The sequence below is a fragment of the Clostridium sp. DSM 17811 genome (assembly GCF_018861905.1).
In the GTDB taxonomy this organism is placed as follows: Bacteria; Bacillota; Clostridia; order Clostridiales; family Clostridiaceae; genus Clostridium_AD; species Clostridium_AD frigoriphilum.
This window is the reverse complement of sequence record NZ_JAHLDU010000015.1, coordinates 50,444-71,198: the sequence shown is the minus strand read 5'-3', so window position 1 is coordinate 71,198 and position 20,755 is coordinate 50,444. Positions and strand designations below refer to the sequence as shown.

Annotated in this window: 19 protein-coding genes and 1 tRNA gene; 10 read left to right on the top strand and 10 right to left on the bottom strand. The window is 30.4% G+C overall.

The window, feature by feature from the left end:
• Positions 1–122: 122 nt before the first annotated feature.
• From KPL44_RS17120 to purR, 7 genes are all read right to left on the bottom strand, one after another.
• Entirely contained in the window at positions 123–1,325 is a 1,203-nt protein-coding gene (locus KPL44_RS17120) for a S1C family serine protease (protein ID WP_216252687.1), read from the bottom strand.
• 49 nt (positions 1,326–1,374) lie between these two features.
• Entirely contained in the window at positions 1,375–2,796 is a 1,422-nt protein-coding gene (locus KPL44_RS17115) for a sensor histidine kinase (protein WP_216252686.1), read from the bottom strand.
• 1 nt (position 2,797) lies between these two features.
• The gene (locus tag KPL44_RS17110) at positions 2,798–3,484 is read right to left on the bottom strand and encodes a response regulator transcription factor (RefSeq protein WP_216252685.1); all 687 of its coding nucleotides are present in this window, start codon (positions 3,482–3,484) and stop codon (positions 2,798–2,800) included.
• 301 nt (positions 3,485–3,785) lie between these two features.
• Positions 3,786–4,757, bottom strand: a complete 972-nt coding sequence (locus KPL44_RS17105) for a ribose-phosphate diphosphokinase (RefSeq protein WP_216252683.1) — start codon at positions 4,755–4,757, stop codon at positions 3,786–3,788.
• A gap of 203 nt (positions 4,758–4,960) precedes the next feature.
• Positions 4,961–6,331: a bifunctional UDP-N-acetylglucosamine diphosphorylase/glucosamine-1-phosphate N-acetyltransferase GlmU gene (gene glmU, locus KPL44_RS17100; RefSeq protein ID WP_216252681.1), complete on the bottom strand. Its 1,371-nt coding sequence runs from the start codon at positions 6,329–6,331 to the stop codon at positions 4,961–4,963.
• Between the two features lie 179 nt (positions 6,332–6,510).
• Complete coding sequence (spoVG, locus tag KPL44_RS17095; protein WP_216252679.1) at positions 6,511–6,843, bottom strand: septation regulator SpoVG; 333 nt, start codon at positions 6,841–6,843, stop codon at positions 6,511–6,513.
• Between the two features lie 103 nt (positions 6,844–6,946).
• Positions 6,947–7,768, bottom strand: coding sequence for a pur operon repressor (gene purR / locus KPL44_RS17090; protein ID WP_216252678.1), 822 nt, complete (start codon positions 7,766–7,768; stop codon positions 6,947–6,949).
• 286 nt (positions 7,769–8,054) lie between these two features.
• Between purR and murC the strand changes: the two genes are divergently transcribed.
• The 8 genes from murC (at position 8,055) to KPL44_RS17050 (ending at position 14,623) form a co-directional block, all read left to right on the top strand.
• Positions 8,055–9,434, top strand: a complete 1,380-nt coding sequence (murC, locus tag KPL44_RS17085) for a UDP-N-acetylmuramate--L-alanine ligase (protein ID WP_216252677.1) — start codon at positions 8,055–8,057, stop codon at positions 9,432–9,434.
• Positions 9,435–9,579: 145 nt separating this feature from the next.
• Positions 9,580–9,903 carry a hypothetical protein gene (locus tag KPL44_RS17080; protein ID WP_216252675.1) on the top strand — a complete coding sequence of 108 codons (324 nt, stop codon included), beginning with the start codon at positions 9,580–9,582 and terminating at the stop codon, positions 9,901–9,903.
• A 252-nt stretch (positions 9,904–10,155) separates the two neighbouring features.
• Positions 10,156–10,231, top strand: a tRNA-Pro gene (locus KPL44_RS17075).
• Between the two features lie 171 nt (positions 10,232–10,402).
• The gene (locus tag KPL44_RS17070; RefSeq protein ID WP_216252673.1) at positions 10,403–11,749 is read left to right on the top strand and encodes a [Fe-Fe] hydrogenase large subunit C-terminal domain-containing protein; all 1,347 of its coding nucleotides are present in this window, start codon (positions 10,403–10,405) and stop codon (positions 11,747–11,749) included.
• Positions 11,750–11,839: 90 nt separating this feature from the next.
• A complete protein-coding gene (locus KPL44_RS17065) occupies positions 11,840–12,364 on the top strand; it encodes a phosphatase PAP2 family protein (RefSeq protein ID WP_216252671.1) in 525 nt (174 codons plus the stop codon).
• A gap of 47 nt (positions 12,365–12,411) precedes the next feature.
• Positions 12,412–13,065 (top strand): HAD family hydrolase, encoded by a 654-nt coding sequence (locus KPL44_RS17060; protein WP_216252669.1) that lies wholly within the window; start codon positions 12,412–12,414, stop codon positions 13,063–13,065.
• 113 nt (positions 13,066–13,178) lie between these two features.
• Positions 13,179–13,631, top strand: coding sequence for a hypothetical protein (locus KPL44_RS17055; protein ID WP_216252666.1), 453 nt, complete (start codon positions 13,179–13,181; stop codon positions 13,629–13,631).
• 134 nt (positions 13,632–13,765) lie between these two features.
• On the top strand, positions 13,766–14,623 hold the full coding sequence (locus KPL44_RS17050) for a hypothetical protein (protein ID WP_216252665.1): 858 nt from the start codon (positions 13,766–13,768) through the stop codon (positions 14,621–14,623).
• Between the two features lie 50 nt (positions 14,624–14,673).
• Here the strand turns inward: KPL44_RS17050 and KPL44_RS17045 are convergent, their stop codons facing one another.
• Positions 14,674–16,230, bottom strand: coding sequence for an ABC-F family ATP-binding cassette domain-containing protein (locus KPL44_RS17045; protein WP_071614695.1), 1,557 nt, complete (start codon positions 16,228–16,230; stop codon positions 14,674–14,676).
• Between the two features lie 358 nt (positions 16,231–16,588).
• On the opposite strand from KPL44_RS17045, the gene KPL44_RS17040 reads away from it, so the two are divergent.
• On the top strand, positions 16,589–17,767 hold the full coding sequence (locus KPL44_RS17040) for a class I SAM-dependent rRNA methyltransferase (protein ID WP_216252664.1): 1,179 nt from the start codon (positions 16,589–16,591) through the stop codon (positions 17,765–17,767).
• A gap of 271 nt (positions 17,768–18,038) precedes the next feature.
• Here KPL44_RS17040 and KPL44_RS17035 read toward each other — a convergent pair whose 3' ends face one another.
• Positions 18,039–18,743, bottom strand: coding sequence for a 2-phosphosulfolactate phosphatase family protein (locus KPL44_RS17035; RefSeq protein ID WP_216252663.1), 705 nt, complete (start codon positions 18,741–18,743; stop codon positions 18,039–18,041).
• A gap of 259 nt (positions 18,744–19,002) precedes the next feature.
• Between KPL44_RS17035 and KPL44_RS17030 the strand changes: the two genes are divergently transcribed.
• Positions 19,003–19,905, top strand: a complete 903-nt coding sequence (locus KPL44_RS17030) for a hypothetical protein (RefSeq protein WP_216252662.1) — start codon at positions 19,003–19,005, stop codon at positions 19,903–19,905.
• Here KPL44_RS17030 and KPL44_RS17025 read toward each other — a convergent pair.
• Positions 19,794–20,744 (bottom strand): PucR family transcriptional regulator, encoded by a 951-nt coding sequence (locus KPL44_RS17025; protein ID WP_216252661.1) that lies wholly within the window; start codon positions 20,742–20,744, stop codon positions 19,794–19,796. The two genes, KPL44_RS17030 and KPL44_RS17025, sit on opposite strands and share 112 nt — an antisense overlap.
• Positions 20,745–20,755: the final 11 nt, after the last annotated feature.

Here is a 20,755-nt window from a genome sequence, read left to right as displayed (position 1 = left end):
AAATATTATTATGATTAGACTATTTATCTGTTACATAATTATTTTTTCATTTACCTTTTTTATAATATTATACCAATAAGTGTTATAATCTACAACTATACATAAAATCGCTCTACTTAATTTTAATTCGTAGCTTTTAATTCAGATAAAATTATATTAATATCTTTAACTTTACCATTTCTTTGAACCTTGCACTGCACACTCCTTGCAACTTTATATTTATCTAAGACATTACTTAACTCTTCCATATTTTTAACGCCAACACCACCTATTTGAGTTATAATATCAGTAGGCATAATCCCAGCTTTGTATGCCCCACTACCACTTACAACTTCTTGCACATACACTCCCTCTATCCCCTTATTACCAACTGAGATTGCAGCTACTCCATAAATACCTATAGCAGGCCTTATGACTTTACCATAGGTCATCAAATCACTTATAATTTCTTTAGCTACATTTGTATTAATAGCAAATCCCATCCCAGAAGTTTCACTAGCTGAACCGATTTTCAAACTATTTATACCAATTACTTCTCCATTAATATTGCATAATGCTCCCCCACTATTTCCCTCATTTATAGTTGCATCAGTTTGTATTACTTTATATATGGTTTGCTCACCAGTCTTTTTATCAACTATATTAATTTTTCTATCTATTGCACTTATAATCCCTGCGGTAACCACTCCTGAAAACTGCTCTCCTAGTGGATTACCAATAGCAATAGCTAAATCACCAACATTAACCTTTGATGAATCACCAAGTTTTGCCACAGGCAAATTACTAGCTTCAACTTTTATAACTGCCAAATCTGATATAGAATCAGTACCTATTACCTTGGCTTTCAAAACCTTATAATTACTAAGTTTTACCTCTATTTCTGTCGCGTTTTCAATCACATGATAATTTGTAATAATAAACCCTTCACTTTTAAATATAATTCCAGACCCACTGACCTCAGGTGTTTCCTCTACACCTTTTTCTTTAACAATTATGCCAACTACTGTTGGTGATACCTTCCGTGTAACCTCTGAGATGGAATTTGAATATATATCTTTATTATTTTCTTCTAATTTACTCTGGGTTAAATCACCACTAATATTTTCTTGTAATTTATCTTTACTAATAACATAATTTGCTGTAATTCCTCCAGAAAGGGCAGCTATTAACATAAAAAGTATCACTTTTAATAACGTTTTAAAATAATTTCTTTTATTATTTTTCCTAAATTTAATTTCTCCAAAGATATCCTGACCTCGCTCTGCATTCTTCCATAAAGCATCCCTTATTTCTTCATTAAATTTATAGTTATCCTTGTTATTCATAGTCTCACCCGCCCCTCTTGTTATAATTACATTATGGAAGTTATTAAAATTATTCTACTTTCATTAATGTAAAAGTAAAATAAACACCTTTATCTTTGTTTTCCACCCATATATCTTCCTGTAATTGCGTTATTATATTTCTAACTATAGCTAGACCAAGTCCAGTACTGTCTTTTACTGTTCTTGATTTATCTGCTTTGTAAAACCTATCCCAAATATGCAATAAATCTTCTTCTGCTATTTGTGGACCATCATTAAACACAGATATGAAAGCTTTCCTACCTTTAGTTTTTGAACTAATTTTTATTTTTCCACCCTCATTAACATATTTTATTGAATTATCTAATAAATTTGTAATTACTTGCACGAGCCTATCTTGATCTCCTGCTACGAATAAATTATCTTCTTCAAAACACACATCCACACAGGCACGTTTCTCTTTAATTTTCGTTTCATTTTTTATAACTGTAAGTCTAATTATTTCGTTAATATCCACTTTAATAATCTTTAAACTAAACTCTCCAGCTTCAATTGCAGACATATCTAGTAAGTCGTTTACGAGTCTTGTTAATCTTTGAATTTCTTCATATGCAATGGATAAATAGTATTTTTCCTTTTCCTCTGGAATTACTCCATCTAGTATTCCTCCAATAAACCCCTTAATTGATGTTATAGGCGACCTAATTTCATGTGATACATTTGATATAAATTCACGTCTGTTTTTTTCGTTTTTTTCAACAGAATCCGCCATAAAATTAAATGTTTGAGCTAGTTCTCCGATTTCATCATCAGATTTTAAATAAACCCTTTTATTAACATCCCCATTAGATATCTTCCTAGCTACAGAATTAATCTCTGCCAATGGCTTTATAATTATTTTTTGAGAAAAGTAGTATATAACTATGCAAGAAAATATTATTGCGAAAATTGCAGATATCCAAATTATTTCATAAACACGTTTTAAAGGGGAACTTATTTCATCAATGGAGTTGTATAATATTATTGAGCCCTTAAAACTACCTGCATCATTAATTATTGGTGTACCATAAACTCTTACAGTTTTATCAAATATCCCAGCATAAGGTCCTGTAATCTCGAATGTATGCCCCTGTCTAAGTTGATCTAATTCTTCACCAAAAACTTGTTTCCCTATAAACTCCTTATGATCTTTATTCGATACAGCATAAACATAACCCATACTGTCTGTAAGCCATATATCTGACTTTATATACTTGGAAATTATGGTTATTATGTCGTTTACTTGTTGAGACGTAGCGTCACCATCCCTCTCCATGTATTTCATAGCAATTCCTTGTATCATATATGACTTATCCAGAAATTGTTCTTTTTTTTGATCAAAAAAATAACTTTGGAACCAATAAGACAAAAATGACGCAATAATTATTAGGCTCATAGATATTATGATAGTATATGTTGCTAACATCTTAAAAAACAGCCCTTTTTTGACCATTTTACTTCACCTCAAATTTATATCCTACTCCCCAAACAGTCTCAATCTGCCAATTAGGTCCACCTTGAAGTTTTTCCCTTACTCTTTTAACATGAACATCCACAGTTCTAGAGTCTCCTGGATAATCATATCCCCAAACCTCACATAAAAGCTGTTGCCTAGTAAACACCCTATTCTTATTAAGTGCTAAATAATGTACTAATTCAAATTCTTTAGGCGGCATTTTAACCTCCGCGCCTTTATATGTAACATTGTACGAATTAATGTCTATTTCTAGGTCTTCAAAATTCAAAACTTCTTTACCACCGTTATCTAAGTTATAACGCCTAAGTACGGCCTTTACTCTCGCAATTATTTCTTTTGGCTCAAACGGTTTTACTACATAATCATCTGCTCCAAGTTCTAAAGCCAATACCTTATCGAAAGTTTCCCCTTTAGCTGTAAGCATAATAACAGGTGTTTCATGCTCTTTTCTTATCCATTTCAAAACATCAATCCCATCAACATAAGGTAACATTATATCTAAAAGCACTAAATCTGGTTTATAACTTAAAAAGGCTTCCTGTGCAGCCCTACCATCATGTGCTACTTTTGTAGCATACCCAGAGCTTTCAAGATACATTTTAATTACCTCGGCAATATTTTTATCATCATCAACTATTAGTATTTTACCTATAGTTCCTTCCATATCATTACCTCCAAATTATTTTATCTATTTTTATCTATTATTTTTATTAATTAAATTCGAATAAATTCTCTTCTAAATAATTTACCTTATTACTAATTTATCATACTTTAATGTTATCTTATTAGTTTTTTTAAAATGTTACAAATTATTCACCGTTACAATGGAGTAATCTCCTTATTTTTTTAATTCCATTTATGTATATTATAATCATTGTTTAAATATTTTGTAAATATTATTATAATAAAAAATAGCGATGTTTTATTATAAAGATAATAAAACATCACTATTTTAAACTATGTAATTATATATTGGTAGTATCTTCAAATAGCTTACTTACAGAAACATCTTCATATATTCTCTTTATAGCTTCAGCCAAAATTGGTGCTACTGATAATGTAGTGAATTTTGAGCATTGCTTATCTTCCGGTATCTCAATTGTGTTTAGTATTATTAATTCTTTTATTACAGAATCGTTTATTCTTTGAATAGCAGGACCTGATAACACTCCATGACTACAACAAGCATAAACCTCTTTTGCTCCTAGTTTAACTAAGGCATTAGCTCCGTTAGTTATTGTGCCTGCAGTGTCTATCATATCATCCATCATGATAACCGTCTTATTTTTAATATCACCTATAACATTCATAATCTCTGCAACATTAGCTTTTGGTCTTCTTTTATCGATTATTGCTATTGGTGCATGTAATTTATCTGCAAATTTTCTTGATCTAGCGACACTTCCAAGGTCTGGAGCAACTACAACTACATCATCCCTATCCTTAAAACCATTTTCAATATAATATTTTGCAAGTATTGGTGTTCCTGTCATATTATCAACAGGGATATTGAAATATCCTTGTATTTGAGCTGCATGTAAATCCATGGTAAGCACTCTATCTGCTCCTGCAGTTGTTATAATATCTGCCACAAGTTTGGCTGTAATTGGATCTCTAGCTTTTGCTTTCCTATCCTGCCTTGCATATCCATAATATGGAATAACAGCCGTTATTCTTCCTGCTGAAGCTCTCTTAAATGCGTCAATCATAATAAGTAATTCCATTAAATTATCATTTACTGGGGCATTAGTTGATTGAACAACAAATACATCTGCTCCTCTAACTGTTTCGTGAATATTAACAGATATTTCTCCATCACTAAAAGTTCCTACATTGGAATCTCCGAGTGGTACTCCGAGTATATCTGCTATATCTGACGCTAATTTAGGATTTGAGTTACCTGTGAAAATTTTAATGTTTTTGCCATGGCTTATCATCTGCAGTCCTGATTCTCAAAATTTTCATAAATCATATTTTAGTATAATTTATATATATTTTCATTCTATTTACTAAATAGAGTGGCAGTGTAGAGTATTAAAATCTCACATACTATATAACGTAATTTTTTATATACCCATTTTACTGCGAAAATCAGTTTTCCACCTCCCTTTGTAATTTACTTACTGAATACTTTGCTAACTTATTTATTAAGTCCTTTTTTTACTACCCAATTTTCAATATTCTTCTGCCTTGCTCTAGCTATTGCCAAAGTATTTTTAGGAACCTCATTTGTAATTGTAGACCCAGCAGCAGTGTATGCATTATCATTAATTGTTACAGGCGATACTAAGTTAGTATTACAACCTATAAACACATTATTACCTATTGTAGTTTTATATTTTGCTTTCCCGTCATAATTTACAACCACAGTTCCGCAACCAAAATTACATCCACTTCCAACCTGGGCATCACCAATATACGTAAGATGAGATACTTTTGTATTATCCCCAATAGTTGATTTTTTTATTTCAACAAAATCTCCTATTCTAGCATGTTTACCTATATTGCTTTCCGGCCTTATATATGCATAAGGTCCTACCGTTGTTTTCTCTCCTATTTTGCTTTCAATTACTACCGAACTTTGAATTACAATTCCAGATTCCAAAACACTATCTGTAATTCTATTATTTGGATAAAGAACACATTCTTCTTTAATAATAGTCTTGCCTTGTATTACATTCCCTGGATATACAATCGTATCCTTACCTATTATAACTTCGCAGTCAATATATGTATTACTTGGATCCATTATTGTTACTCCATTTTCCATATGCTTTTCATTTATTCTTTTTCTCATAATCGCTTCAGCATTTGCAAGCTCTACCTTAGAATTAACAGCAGTAATTTCATCTACTGAAACATCAAACGCCCCAACTTTAAGCCCTTGATCCTTTAATATACCAATAACATCCGTTAAATAGTATTCCTTTTGAGCATTATTATTATCTAATTTATCTAAACTAATAAGTAGCTCTTTTATGTTAAAGCAGTACATTCCCGAATTTATTTCTTCAACTAATTTTTCTTCTTGAGTACAATCCTTAAACTCAACTATTTTCTTAACCTCTCCATTTTCGCCCCTAATAATTCTACCATATTTTGCAGGGTCATTCATCCTTGAAGTTAATATAGTAGCTTTATAATTCCCTTTTTCATGATAATCTAAGAGCTCTCTAACTGTATGCTCACTAATTAATGGCCCATCTCCAACAAATATTGCGACGATACCTTCATTACCACTTAGAAATTCTTTGGCACACATAACTGCATGACCTGTTCCTAACTGATCTTCTTGAACAGAATAATTGATTTTTCTATCTTCTGTTCCTTTTTTAACCTCTGCGGCTCCTCTTCCAATTACCACATCTACCATATCAATATCTGCACTTCTCATGGTATCAATAACATGATTTATCATTTCTTTACCACAAACTTTATGCATAACCTTAGGAGTATTTGAGTTCATTCTTTTTCCTTCACCTGCAGCTAATATTATAGCGCATTTATACAAATAAAACACCTCTTTATACAATAATTCGACATATTTACAGATTAAAAATTACATTAACTTTAATTAAAATACATTATATTATATTTTATATTATATTTTATAAAGCATTTAATTGCAACTAGCCTTAACTGTTTTTCATTATTTTTCTTCAAAAAATAAAAGGGGTCTCCCCCTCTTTTTTATATTTCTAAAACTTTCTCTGTTTTTTCTTCTGTTTTTTCTACTACTTTTTCTACTACTCTTGCCACGGATTCTTCATTTCTCACTTTTTCATACTCATCTAAAATTGCTGTTTGAATTTTCTCTCTTGTTTGAGTATTTATTGGATGAGCTATGTCCTTGAATTCTCCATCTGGTGTCTTTCTACTTGGCATAGCAATAAAAAGACCACTTTGACCCTCTATAACTTTAATATCATGAACAACGAATTCATTGTCAAAAGTTATCGATACAATCGCTTTCATTTTACCTTCTGTAGCTATTTTTCTAATTCTAACATCTGTGATTTCCATACACTCCACCTCCAAGTTGCATTATACGTTATATTTATACTATTTCTCTATAAATTGTATTTTTCCTTCTAAAATTATAAATAAATATTAAATATTTTGAATATTACACTTTTTCGAATATTTCTGATGGAGTTAACTCTGCGATGCCTTCATTATTTATTCCTGTGAACTGAATAATTGATATGTACTCTTCTACTAATTTATGTCCACTTTCAATATTATCGACAAGAACCCCAATACCTAAAAGCTCGCTTTCAAATTCTTTAAGCAAATTAATTATGCCTATTGCTGTCCCTCCAGCCTTCATAAAATCATCTATAAAAACACATTTGCTCCCTTTTTTTATAGATTTTCTAGATAACGACATTGTTTGAATCCTATTACTAGAACCCGAAGCATAATTTATGCTAACAGTACTTCCTTCAGTAACCTTAGGATCCCTACGTACAATAACTAGTTGGACGCCTAACATCTTTGCCACTTCATATGCCAGTGGTATTCCTTTAGTCTCCACCGTAACTACATAGTCTATATCTAACTCACTAAAAGCAGAGGCAAGTATCACTCCTGCTTTGTGCACTATTTCTGGATTATACATAATATCAGTCATATATATAAAATTTCCTGGTATTACTCTATCTTTTTGTATTAAAATTTTGCATATCTCGTCTGCAAATACCCTACTTTCTTGCTTTGAGACTCCACAAATGTATTTTACTCCACCAGCTGCGCCAGCTACTGTTTCAATTCTTCCCATCGATAACTCATTAAGCGTTTCCCTGACAATAACAATATCTTCACTAATTGTAGATTTAGCTGCATTAAATAATTCTGTGAAAGTTTTTAGATTTATTGTTTTATTAGGATTTTCTGTTAATACCTTTGTTATACCTGTAACCCTTTGATTTCTACTATATTTATTCATAATATATCACCCATATTTTTATTTTACGAATTTTGCCTAGTAAAATTCATAATATCATTCGTATTTTAATTGTAAATCTTTTTTATCTTTATTACAATGCTTATAAACCCAATTCCAGAACGTTATTTTGTATTTTATTTAGTTTTTTTTGAATTGTGTATAGTTTTTTTGTTATTTTGTATATAATTAAGAAGTGCTTATAATAATTATTTAATATAAGCAATACTAATATAATTTACATATATTAAATAACAATAATAATAATTTTTTTTAAGGAGTTGATATAATGTCTTTTGATTTTATAAAAGATAAGAGCAAAAAAATTCATTTCATAGGTATTGGCGGTATAAGCATGAGCGGCCTTGCTGAAATACTTGTAAAAAACGGATATAATGTTTCAGGTTCTGATATGCATTCTTCACATATAACCGATAAGCTAAAAAAACATGATGTTGAAATATATATAGGACATGATGCCTCTAATATAAAGGATGTTGATTTAGTAGTTTACACTGCTGCTATCCCTCCTGAAAATCCTGAATATATTAAAGCTATTCAATTAAATATTCCTTTAATGGATAGGGCTGAATTTCTAGGTCAAATTATGAAAGGTCATAAATATAACGTAGCGATATCTGGTACACATGGCAAAACAACTACAACTTCAATGCTTGCACATATAATTTTAAAAGAAGATGTAGATCCTACAATATTAGTCGGTGGAGAATTAGATGCTATTTCCGGCAATGTTCTAGCTGGACATAGTGACTATTTTATTACAGAAGCCTGTGAATATAAGGCTTCGTTTTTAAAATTCTTCCCATATATTGCAACAATACTTAATATAGATGCAGATCATTTAGATTACTATAGGGACATAAATCACATTAAAGACACTTTTGTAAAATTCATTAATCTCATACCAAAAGACGGCTACTTAGTTGCAAATATAGAAGATGAGAATGTTAAAACTATTCTCCATAATAATGAATATAAATGTACTATACTTACTTATGGTCTAAATCACGGAGATCTTAGAGCAAAAGATATTATTTATAACGAATTAGGTTGCGCAAACTTTAATGTATATAAAGAAGGCTTATTGCTGTTTCACATAAATCTTAATGTACCTGGGCAACATAATGTTCTAAATTCACTTGCAAGTATAGGAGCTTCACTAATTCTTGATTTTTCGCAAAACTCTATCACTTCCGGTCTTTCAGCATTTAATGGTACCCATAGAAGATTTGAGTTAAAGGGAACTAAGAACGGAGTAACTGTTATTGATGATTATGCTCATCATCCGACAGAAATAAAAACAACACTAAGTGCTACTAAGCATTACCCCCACAATAAAATTTATTGTGTTTTTCAGCCCCATACCTATTCAAGAACTTTAAGCTTATTTGAGGATTTTTCAAATTCTTTTTATGATATAGATACTCTAATCCTCGCAGATATTTATGCTGCTAGGGAGAAAGATACCGGTGTTGTAAGTTCAGACATGCTTGGCGATAGAATAAGAGAAAAAAACGTAGATTGCATAAATATTCATAGCTTTGATGAAATTGTAAGTTATCTTAAAGCCAATTTACAAAAGGGAGATATTCTTATAACTATGGGTGCAGGAGACGTTGTTAACGTAGGAGAAATGTACCTAAAATAATTATATATCTTAATAAAATATTCTTAATAATTCATAAATATAAATCATGGGCTACTTGCCCATGATTTTTTTTTCGATTATATTGCGTAAAAATATCATTTCGGGGTAACACTAAACTTGAAAAAATGTTTTGGAGGTATATATAATGAGAAATTTTCTAGTTTCGGCTGTAGTTGATATAGTAATAATTTTTGCCTCATATTTTTTATTTGTACATGTTATAAGTGGACCAACCCGTCATAGATTGTATGAAAAATTTATGAGTTCTTTCGCGAAATTTATAATTATTATTTTTGTAGCAAGTGTTTTGGTCACATCCCTTACTGCTCTAGTATTATATAAGACGCAATATATAGTGTATATTAATGTTGCCGCTCCTGTCTTAGTCTCTATATTGGTGGGTTTTGTTATGTCTACTGTACCTACCCGAGGCACCGGCGATAAGGAAACTGACGCTAAGAAAAAGTAATTAACACATTGCTACTTTTCGGATTGTATACTGAAAATACTATATTTACTTTTATACACGATAATTGATATTTATTGTGTTTAAAAGTAAATATATAAATTATCTTGACATTTATACATTTATTTTATATAATAGGTATTGTCTTCAACGAATATAATTTATATTTTATAGATTTTATATTAAATATTTTTAGAATAATTTGAAAATTTTGTTGACATTTATCAGTTTGTTTTGTATAATTAAAATTGTCTTCGGGGTGTAGCGCAGCTGGGAGCGCGCGTGGTTTGGGACCATGAGGTCGCAGGTTCAATCCCTGTCACCCCGACCAAAAAGAGTTGTCTAATGACAACTCTTTTTTTATTTCAAGCTTTTTCACACTATTAAAATGTATAAAAAATTTCATTCTTGACAAAATTAATAATGATACTCCATTTTATTGTGTTTTCCCAATATCATGGAGTATCATTACATAACTTATAACAAATTAGGAGTGATTATTTTGAATAAAATATATAACGAACTTTTTAAGGACCTAATTAAATCTTATAATGAAGATAATTTTGAAAATAAGGTTCATGAGTTACTATCTAAAGATGATGTTAATAAAAAAGACCTAAGTGCCATAATTTCTTCACTTTGTGGTGTTGATGTAGATTTTTCGCTTAATTACATAGAAAATTTGAAAAAGGCTATCTCGACCTATGAAACAAATCATAAAGTTGTAAATAAAATTAAAGGTTGTACTATGAATTGTTCAGATAACCCGGGAAAAACAAGTTGCCAAGCATCTTGCCCTTTTGATGCTATATTAATAGATAATAAAACCAAATCTTCCTACATTGATAATGATAAATGCACAGAATGTGGATTTTGCGTAGATGCATGTCCTAGTGGTGCTTTAATGGATAAAGTAGAATTTATTCCACTTTTAAATTTATTAAAAGGAAATTCTACAGTGATAGCAGCTGTAGCCCCTGCCATTACTGGCCAATTCGGTGAAAATGTTAACGTTGATAATCTTAGAACCGCTTTCAAAAAAATAGGTTTCGCAGATATGGTTGAAGTTGCATTTTTTGCAGATATGCTTACAATAAAAGAAGCAGTAGAATTTGATGAACATGTTAAAATAAAAGAAGATCTAATGCTTACATCCTGTTGCTGCCCTATGTGGGTAGGAATGGTTAAGAGAGTGTACAATGATTTAGTTAAGTATGTATCCCCATCTGTATCTCCTATGATTGCATCTGGTAGAGTATTAAAGAAACTGAACCCTAACTGCAAAGTAGTCTTTATAGGACCCTGCATTGCAAAAAAAGGTGAAGCTAAAGAAAGGGACCTTTTAGGTGATATAGATTATGTACTTACCTTCGCAGAACTTAAGGATATTTTTGAGACACTTAGCATAAACCCTGAAAAACTTGAAGAAGATGTCTCTACCGAATACGCATCTCGTGGTGGTAGGCTTTATGCAAGAACCGGTGGAGTATCTATAGCTGTTGGCGAAATGATAGAGAAGTTATTTCCGCAAAAACACCATTTATTAAATGCTATTCAAGGAAATGGTGTAAAAGAATGTAAGGTACTGCTTACAAAAGCTCAAACTAAAGAAGTTGATGCAAACTTTATTGAAGGTATGGGCTGCGTTGGTGGTTGCGTTGGTGGGCCTAAAGCTTTGATTGACTCAACCTCTGGGAGAAACAGAGTAAATAAATTTGCAGAAGACTCAAAAATTAAAACATCCATAGATAGTGATTGTATGAAAGATATTCTAAGTAGAATTGGGATTAATACTATTGATGATTTTAAAGATAAAGAAAAAACCAAAATATTTGGTAGAGAATTTTAAATAATATTTAAAATTATATGTATAGGTTTATTTATGATACAATATACAGTAATATATATAAATGATTTTTTATGACAAAGGGAGGAGTTTATGAAAGCATTATTTGAGTATATAAGTAATAAAGATATTAACATACTTAGAATTATAAACAATTCTTGGAAGTGTAGGTTTTTAGATATTACAATGCCATCTATGACCTACTTAGGCTCCTTCCCTTTTATGTTTATATTTTGTACTGCTACTTTTTTATTTCATAGCGCTTTACTTCATACTATGGCTATTAATGCTATGATTTCAATAACAATTAGTACTGGCATTGGTAAAATACTAAAAGTAACCGTTACTAGATTAAGACCATTTATAAAAATTCCAAACTTAAATATAAAGAAGATAGGTATTGATAAATACTCCTTCCCATCTGGGCATACAACCGGTGCGTTTTCATTAGCTGTCATAATCGCCTTGTATTTTCCTATATTTGGGTTTATAACTATACCCTTAGCTCTATGCGTAGGAATTTCTAGAATATACATAGGAGTTCACTACCCAACAGATGTTATTGTGGGTATTTTTATTGGAACCACTTGTTCTTTACTTACTTATAAGTTCTTTTGAATCATCTTAAAATTAAAATGTATCAGACTTACATAAGGGGTGATTAAATGCTAACTAATATTAAAGCTGCAATTTTTGATTTAGATGGAACCCTTATCGATTCTATGTGGGTTTGGAATAAAATAGATGAAAATTATTTTAGATGTAGGAATATTACAATACCTAAAGATTTAAAAAGCCAAATAGAACATCTTAGTTTTGATGAAACTGCAAATTATTTTAAAAACAATTTTGGCATATTAGACACAATAGACGAAATCAAAAAGGAATGGAACGATTTTGCTTATAATCAGTACCTTAATCACGTTAAACTAAAACCCGGTGTAGTTGAATTCTTATCATTACTCAAAACAATGAATATAAAAATTGGACTAGCTACAAGTAATAGTAAATCTCTATTAGAAGTTGTTCTTAAGTCTAATGGCATATTCCACTATTTTGACTCTATAACACTCACCGATGAGGTGTCTCGAGGCAAAAACTTTCCTGATGTATATTTACTTGCTGCTGAGAAATTGGGGGTAAACCCTGCGCAGTGCATTGTATTTGAGGATATACTTCCAGCAGTCAAAGGTGCAAAATCTGCTGGCATGAAGGTAGTAGCTGTATACGATTCTTCATCTAAAGATCAAAAAGAAGATATTATCATAAATTCAGATATGTATATACTAGAATATAATGAATTAATTGCAACAATTTAAAACTCATGTTTAAACATGGGTTTTTTTACGAATTTTTTTGCATAGTATTGAATACTATATACTAATATGCAACAGACTTTAATCATATAAGTAATTTACAAGGAGAGATATTTTTGCTTATTTTTTTATTTTCAATTCTTTTGATATGCTTTGGTGTATATTATTGTACAATGAACCAAAAATTATCAACTCAAAAAACTCAATTAAGGATTAGTTCTAAACAAAATAGAGATTACAAATCAAAAATTTCAAGTTTACATGACTCTGATGTCCCTATAGTAATAAAGTACAAACCATCTCTTTTTAGGACTGGAACTACTAAAAGTACTTGTAGTCTATATCTAAGCCCCCTTGAAACTTCTCAAATTCTATCTACTGTAATTAAAGATACTTGCGTAGAGATTAAAGATTGTGCTGAGATTCTTAATATTTCATGGTATGAAGTAACGCTTAAATCTCAGACTAACATTAATAATAAAGGATGGATAAAAAAAGACGTCCTAATTACTCTCGATGATACAGTTAATAATCATGAAGAAACTATTTATGAAAAAAGTGTCCCTTAAAAAACAAAGGCGTATATTCATAAAATATATGCCTTTTAAAATTGCTCTTTTCTCTTTTCTATTTTTTAAAATGCTAATTATGTTATAATTTATAAATAAGACTAACACTCTCGTTAGAACTAAAGGAGTTTAATATGAGAATAATATCCGAAAACAACCTATGTATAAATAGACCATATATAAATTTAAAGAAACTACCAATAAGAAGTTCCTTAAGAGTTGGTGAAATTACTGAAGCTGGCTTTAAAGGTACTTATATAATAAATCAACATACACAAAACTTATCCACTAATGAGAATTACATGCTACAATTTAGTAAAGGAATTCAGAAAATAACACTTGATACTGATCTACTCCATGGACTCTTATTAGTTGAAGTTAATTATTCATCTAAAAATAGTAACAAATCTTCTAAGTTCAAGGTTTACCTTGTTTTAGATAATATAAAATATTCCTTACCGGTTAGTCAATTCCAAGATATTTATGATAACTGTATGAATATCTTATCTAGAGAACTTCAAGGTAAAGAAGAACTAACTTACATAAAAGAAAGCTTTATTAATTTAGAAAATGATGAAATCTCAGTAGATATAAATTTGAATTTAGAAAGATTACAAGAATTTAAAGATAAGGTAAACTACAAAAGAAATATATATTATTTTGTTATAAATAACATAACTTCAACTACTTCAAAGTACGATATTAACGCTAAACCTAAAGATATACTAATAAGTAATACTTTAAAAGTTCTAAGATATGATTCTTCTACAAGACTATATATTATCCTAAAACCTATTGATAAAACAACTAAAACAAAATTAAATGTCACTGATATTATTTGTGACCTCGGTGAAATTGGTTTCCCAACAGTTAGCATATGCACGGGTTATGGACTCGGGAAATTATTAGATGTTAAAAATAATGTTATTCCAAATACTAATACATTATCATTATTTGCTAACATACTAGACCTTGCAATAGAAGTTTTATAAAAGCGATATATAAAAAGAGCTAGAATTTATTCTAGCTCTTTTTAATATAGCTATATAATTTTAGTTGTCCACTCTTCACAGTCCCATACATCAGTTACTACGTCTTGATAAAATTCTGGCTCATGACAAACTAGAAGTATGCTCCCATTATATTCCTTCAAAGCTCTTTTTAACTCATCTTTTGCATCCACATCTAAATGATTGGTAGGCTCATCTAAGATCAATATATTAGTTTCTCTGTTTAGAAGTTTAGCAAGTCTTACCTTTGCTTGCTCTCCACCACTAAGCACAGTGACTTTACTTTCTATATGTTTTGTAGTAAGTCCACACTTAGCAAGGGCCGATCTTACCTGTCCCTGAGTAAGGCTAGGAAATTCTTGCCAAAACTCTTCAATACAGTTATTTCGATTAACTCCCTTTATTTCCTGTTCATAGTATCCTATATATTGATAATCTCCTAAGTTTGTATGACCCGAAAGAGCTTTAATATCACCCATAAGACTCTTTAACAATGTTGTTTTCCCAACACCATTAGCACCAGTAAGCGCAATCTTTTGTCCTCTTTCCATATACAAATCTAATGGCTTAGATAACGGGGTATCGTAACCAGTAACTAATTCCTTAGTTTTAAATATTATTTTCCCTGAAGCTCTTGCAGTTTTAAAGTTAAACTGTGGTTTTGGTTTGTCTTGTACAATTTCCATTCTATCAATTTTATCTAATTTCTTTTGTCTTGATTTTGCCATTCCACTAGTAGAAGCTCTTGCTTTATTTTTAGCAACAAAGACCTCAAGTCTAGTAATTTCCTTTTGTTGCCTTTCATAATCAGATTCCATCTGTAGCTTCTTAGCCTCATGAACTCTCAAAAATTCATCATATGAACCTATATATCTGGTTAATTTTTTATTCTCTACATGGTATATTATATTGATTGCGCCATCTAAGAATTCAATATCATGTGATATTAATATAAATGCCTTATCATAATTTTGAAGATACCTCTTGAGCCATTCTACGTGTTGCTCATCTAAAAAGTTAGTAGGTTCATCAAGAAGTAGAACATCTGGTGCCTCTAGTAGAAGTTTTGCAAGGAGCACTTTTGTCCTTTGCCCTCCACTTAACTCTGCAACATCATTATCAAGCCCAACATCCTTAAGACCAACTCCAGCTGCTACCTCATCTATCTTAGAATCAATGCCATAAAAACCGTTATTATCAAGTTGATCTTGAATTGTACCCATTCTATCCAATAATCTTTCTAATTCTTCAGGTGATGCCTCTGCCATCTTTTCTGTTACGCTAAGCATTTCCTCTTCTAAGTCAAAAAGATATTTAAAAGCATCTCTTAAAACATCCCTAATACTCTTGCCTTTTTCCAAAACAGTATGCTGATCCATGTATCCAACTCTGACGTTGTTTGACCATTCAACATCGCCTTCATCTGGCATAAGCTTTCCGGTAATAATGTTCATAAACGTTGATTTTCCTTCTCCATTTGCTCCTATAAGCGCTATGTGTTCTCCTTTAAGTAATCTAAAAGACACATCCTCAAATATTACTCTGTCGCCAAAACCATGGCTCATATTTTTAACTACTAATATACTCATTTGTATTTCCCCTTACTTTAGTATGATTTTACATATTTATATTTTTTACATTTGTAATTATTTACTTATTTATATTAATTTGATGTTATATATCAATTTCCGACTAAAAAAATAGTCCAGTATTTACATAATTATCTTTATTTCAATTATATATATAAAAATGGCACATACATAAGTGTAATTTATAATTGACCTTATGTCAAAACAAATTTTTATATATCATATTACAAATTAATTCTGTGTGGTATACTACTATAGATAAATAACATGATAATTATAATTGAAACTATTATAAAACATATGAGACATAATGCACTTATATATTATGTTTCCCTAAAAAGCACAGGAGGAATTTAGAATGGCTTGTAAATTTTACTTATATAAAGGTAGAGGTAGAAATTCAGAAAATGGACATCTTTGGATATATGCTAATGAAATTGAAAAATTTGATGGTGAATATGAAAACGGAGACATAATTGAAGTATATAATTTTAGAAATGAGTTTATAGGAAAAGGTTATATAAACGATGTTTCTAAAATTGCCATAAGAATAATGACAAGAGATATTCATGAAGAAATAGATGTAGAGTTTTTCAGAAAGAGGCTTCACGCTGCATGGGAATATAGAAAAACAGTTATAGATACTTCTAGCTGTAGATTTTTGTTTGGAGAAGCAGATTTTGTACCAGGCATGATAATAGACAAATATGAGGACTATTATGTTATTCAATCCTTAGCTCTTGGAATAGACAAATATAAAGATATAGTAGTTAATCTATTAACAGATGAATATGGCGCAAAAGGTGTATATGAACGAAGCGATGCTAAAGTACGTGAGCTCGAGGGAATGGAGCAAACAAAAGGATTTTTAACAAAGCCTTTTGATACCACTATAGAAATCATCGAAAACGGAGTTAAATATGACGTTGACATTGAAAATGGTCAAAAGACCGGATTTTTCTTAGATCAAAAGGAAAACAGGGCAGCTATTCAAAGATTATGTAAGGGTGCTGATGTTTTGGATTGTTTTACGCACACGGGTTCCTTTGCACTTAATGCTGGTATCGCAGGAGCTAAAAGTGTTCTTGGTGTAGATATATCTGAATATGCCGTAGAATTTTCAAGAAAGAATGCAGAGCTTAACGGTCTATCGGAAACAGTTAAATTTGAATGCCACAATGCCTTTGATATATTAAGAGAATGGTCAAGAGAAGAAAAAAGACAATATGATGTAGTAATACTAGACCCCCCAGCATTCACAAAATCTCGTTCCACTATAGATGGTGCAACAAGGGGTTACAAAGAAATTAACCTACGTGGTATGAAATTGGTTAAACCAGGCGGATATCTTGTAACTTGCTCTTGCTCTCACTTTATGAAACCTGATATGTTTGCAGATACTATTGCTGATGCAGCTCTAGATGCTAAAAGGACACTTAGACAAGTAGAGTTCAGAACTCAAGCAGCAGATCATCCAATACTATGGAATTCTGATGAATCTTACTACTTAAAGTTCTACATATTCCAAGTGGTTTAAAGTAAAAGGAGTATATTTTACTACAAATGCCTTCACTTCGCTAAGTAATTCTAAAATTCAATATATTTACATCTGCTAAAAACTCAAACTCGCTATCGCTCAAACAATGAGTTTTCTTAACGCAACTGTAAATAAACTAAATTAGAATTACTAATGCTTGTTCAAATGCATTTTACGTAATATATACTCCTTTATTTCTTTTAAAACCATCTTTTCTTATTAATATAATACAGTAATCTCCCTAACGCATTACCCGCTATTTATAACCTACTTATAATATAGTCCCATCTTTATATTCTGGAACAATGTCTATAATATCTTTTTGACAGCAATATTCTAAATCTGTAGCTAGACCTAACTTCATAATTGTTTTATAGTGATTTGCGTATTTTATAAAATTATGAATGTCTTCATTGTTCTTATAGATGTAATGAGAAGCTACTGCTATGTCTGCTAGCTCTACTTGTGCTAGTTTTAATACACAATCTATTATGTACCCACTACATAGAAAATCATCTATAGAAAATTCACCATAAGTCCCCGCATTAACTATTACTACGTCTTTATTTAAGGATACTATTCTGCTTGCAATGGCTTTGGCATTTAGCATTGCCCCTATTAGGATGTTACTAGCCCCACTGCAACCTTTTATAGCTTTAGTACCATTAGTAGTAGTCATAACAAGTGTTTTGCCTTCTATGGACTCCCTGGTGTATTCAAGTGGAGAATTAGAATAGTGAAAGCCTTCTATCTTCAATGCGTTTCTCTCTCCACCAAGCATAAACTCTTCTTTACTATTTTTAACAATTTCAGATGCATCCTCAACCGTTAAAACAGGAATTACACCGACGCATCCATTATTCATTGCAGTAACTATTACACTAGTTGCCCTAAGCATATCTATAACTACTACAGTCTTATTTTCTATTTTTTCATTCTTTATATCATCCGCAGAAATTATTATATCTATTTTCATATGTTCTATCCCCTTTGTAATACTATTTTTCTTATACTATCTAATATTATAGTACATATTTATAAAAATCGAACATGATTATTATAATATCATTTAACAATTTTCCTTCCATATCTCTGTATAATTGTAAAATTTTAAAGGAATTTTAATAAATCCATAGAATTTATTTATAATAAAGTTAATTTTAATTTATAGTACTTTAATTCATACCAAACAACTCCAAGGCTTTTATCACTAGCTATTTGAAGGAGGAAACACAATGTCAATAAAAAAAATAGTTACATCATTAATTTCTACATTAGCAATAGTTTTATTTTTTTCAACATATTCTTATGCAGCGATTACCGATAGTAGCACGAAAATAAATTTACAGAAAAGCTTATCTACTTATGAAGATGTTTTTACAAATGAACGGGAACATTATAATTTAACTGCTAATGATATCATAAAAAACAACTTAGAATTAGGCGAAATATATCTAGAAAACACTTTAGACATTAACGCAAATACTAATACTAAAAAATTGTCAGAAAAGCTTAAAGAAGGTAATGATGAATATGTAAGTACTATAAGGTTAAAATATTCTAACAAGCCAATAGCACTTGCTATTATATCAAAAGTAGATTCCAAATGGGTTGTCATTGGCTTTAATAGTTACAATTTACTTGATAATGAAATTGCAAATTTCAAAAAAACTGTTAATGCTAATCCAATTGTAATTAGAGATAATGCTAATAAAATATTCGCATTGGGATCTGAACAGACAGAAGATAATATAAAAATGATCGAACCAAACAAAGCTTTGGAATTAAAAAAGGGCGATGTTGTGTCGATAACTGAATTACAACAGAAATTAAAAAAAGAAAAAAATATAAATCCTAATTCTGTTGGAGCAATGGGAACACCAACTCATGCAAATAACAATAAAAGACTTCATCAGGATCATAAATCTCCCTCTGAAGTCTTAAATATTGTATCCCCATATGAAACAAACTCTTTTTCCTTAGAGACAGCTATCAAAAGTATATATTGCGCATCTAAGAAAAAAAATTACTCTACCTTATTTCCTTTCCATATCAAAAATGCTATAAGAAACACAGATGCATCTTTAAAATCTCTAATGTCAAAATTTGTTTCTTTCTTAATCTTATCTAGTCTATAAATCAAGGTGTTCCTATGCACATACAACTTTCTAGCAGCGTCACTTATATTAAGACCACAATCTACAAATTGCTCAATAGTTACTATCATTTGACTATCAAAAGCATCAAATTTATCTTTTAACATGTATAACAGTTCCTGCTTAATTTTAGCGTCTACATTATATACAATTTTCTCAAATAACATCTTATTGTAATTAAATATATGATCTTTTATATCAAACTTTTTACCAAGTATCATGCACTCGGCTGCATCATTATACGCCTTCTTAATTCCCCTTATATCATAATTTATATCACCGTAACTTACATAACATTCACAATACAAATCAGATGAGATAGACTCCTTAATACTTTCTATATGTTGCTGTACTTCAGCAAATTGACCAATTACAATAATGTTATCGTTATATATTAAACTCACGACTTCCTCATTATCATATATTTGTTTTATAATGCTTAAAGCTTCATACTTGCTTCCATTAACACTTATTAATATGACATAACATCCATTTTTAAGAAAAGGCAAATTTATATTAATGTTATCAATTGAAATTTCTCTATTCTCTAAGATATCAATAACTGCCTGTTCCTTAGATAAAAAAAGTTGGATATACTTATTTTCTATAGTATATTTGAGCAAAGCTGTACAATTTTCATACTGCTTTTCTAAACTAATTATGCCTTTAACTCTTCCAAGCATAATAGTAAAGCTAGTTATATGTGAATTTTTAATATCTAAGTCGCTAATATATAGTGAATTACCATCCTCAGTAACCACATTAAATGGTATTTTTGAAGAATGACTTAAATTCTTTAAGAATTCAGTGAAATTGTACATTTTCAGTCACC

Excerpts from the sequence above, each read along its gene's own strand:
- KPL44_RS17120 (WP_216252687.1), bottom strand. The coding sequence starts at position 1,325 with ATGAATAACAAGGATAACTATAAATTTAATGAAGAAATAAGGGATGCT.
- KPL44_RS17115 (WP_216252686.1), bottom strand. The coding sequence starts at position 2,796 with ATGGTCAAAAAAGGGCTGTTTTTTAAGATGTTAGCAACATATACTATC.
- KPL44_RS17110 (WP_216252685.1), bottom strand. The coding sequence starts at position 3,484 with ATGGAAGGAACTATAGGTAAAATACTAATAGTTGATGATGATAAAAAT.
- KPL44_RS17105 (WP_216252683.1), bottom strand. The coding sequence starts at position 4,757 with ATGATAAGCCATGGCAAAAACATTAAAATTTTCACAGGTAACTCAAAT.
- spoVG (WP_216252679.1), bottom strand. The coding sequence starts at position 6,843 with ATGGAAATCACAGATGTTAGAATTAGAAAAATAGCTACAGAAGGTAAA.
- purR (WP_216252678.1), bottom strand. The coding sequence starts at position 7,768 with ATGAATAAATATAGTAGAAATCAAAGGGTTACAGGTATAACAAAGGTA.
- murC (WP_216252677.1), top strand. The coding sequence starts at position 8,055 with ATGTCTTTTGATTTTATAAAAGATAAGAGCAAAAAAATTCATTTCATA.
- KPL44_RS17080 (WP_216252675.1), top strand. The coding sequence starts at position 9,580 with ATGAGAAATTTTCTAGTTTCGGCTGTAGTTGATATAGTAATAATTTTT.
- KPL44_RS17065 (WP_216252671.1), top strand. The coding sequence starts at position 11,840 with ATGAAAGCATTATTTGAGTATATAAGTAATAAAGATATTAACATACTT.
- KPL44_RS17060 (WP_216252669.1), top strand. The coding sequence starts at position 12,412 with ATGCTAACTAATATTAAAGCTGCAATTTTTGATTTAGATGGAACCCTT.
- KPL44_RS17050 (WP_216252665.1), top strand. The coding sequence starts at position 13,766 with ATGAGAATAATATCCGAAAACAACCTATGTATAAATAGACCATATATA.
- KPL44_RS17045 (WP_071614695.1), bottom strand. The coding sequence starts at position 16,230 with ATGAGTATATTAGTAGTTAAAAATATGAGCCATGGTTTTGGCGACAGA.
- KPL44_RS17040 (WP_216252664.1), top strand. The coding sequence starts at position 16,589 with ATGGCTTGTAAATTTTACTTATATAAAGGTAGAGGTAGAAATTCAGAA.
- KPL44_RS17035 (WP_216252663.1), bottom strand. The coding sequence starts at position 18,743 with ATGAAAATAGATATAATAATTTCTGCGGATGATATAAAGAATGAAAAA.
- KPL44_RS17030 (WP_216252662.1), top strand. The coding sequence starts at position 19,003 with ATGTCAATAAAAAAAATAGTTACATCATTAATTTCTACATTAGCAATA.
- KPL44_RS17025 (WP_216252661.1), bottom strand. The coding sequence starts at position 20,744 with ATGTACAATTTCACTGAATTCTTAAAGAATTTAAGTCATTCTTCAAAA.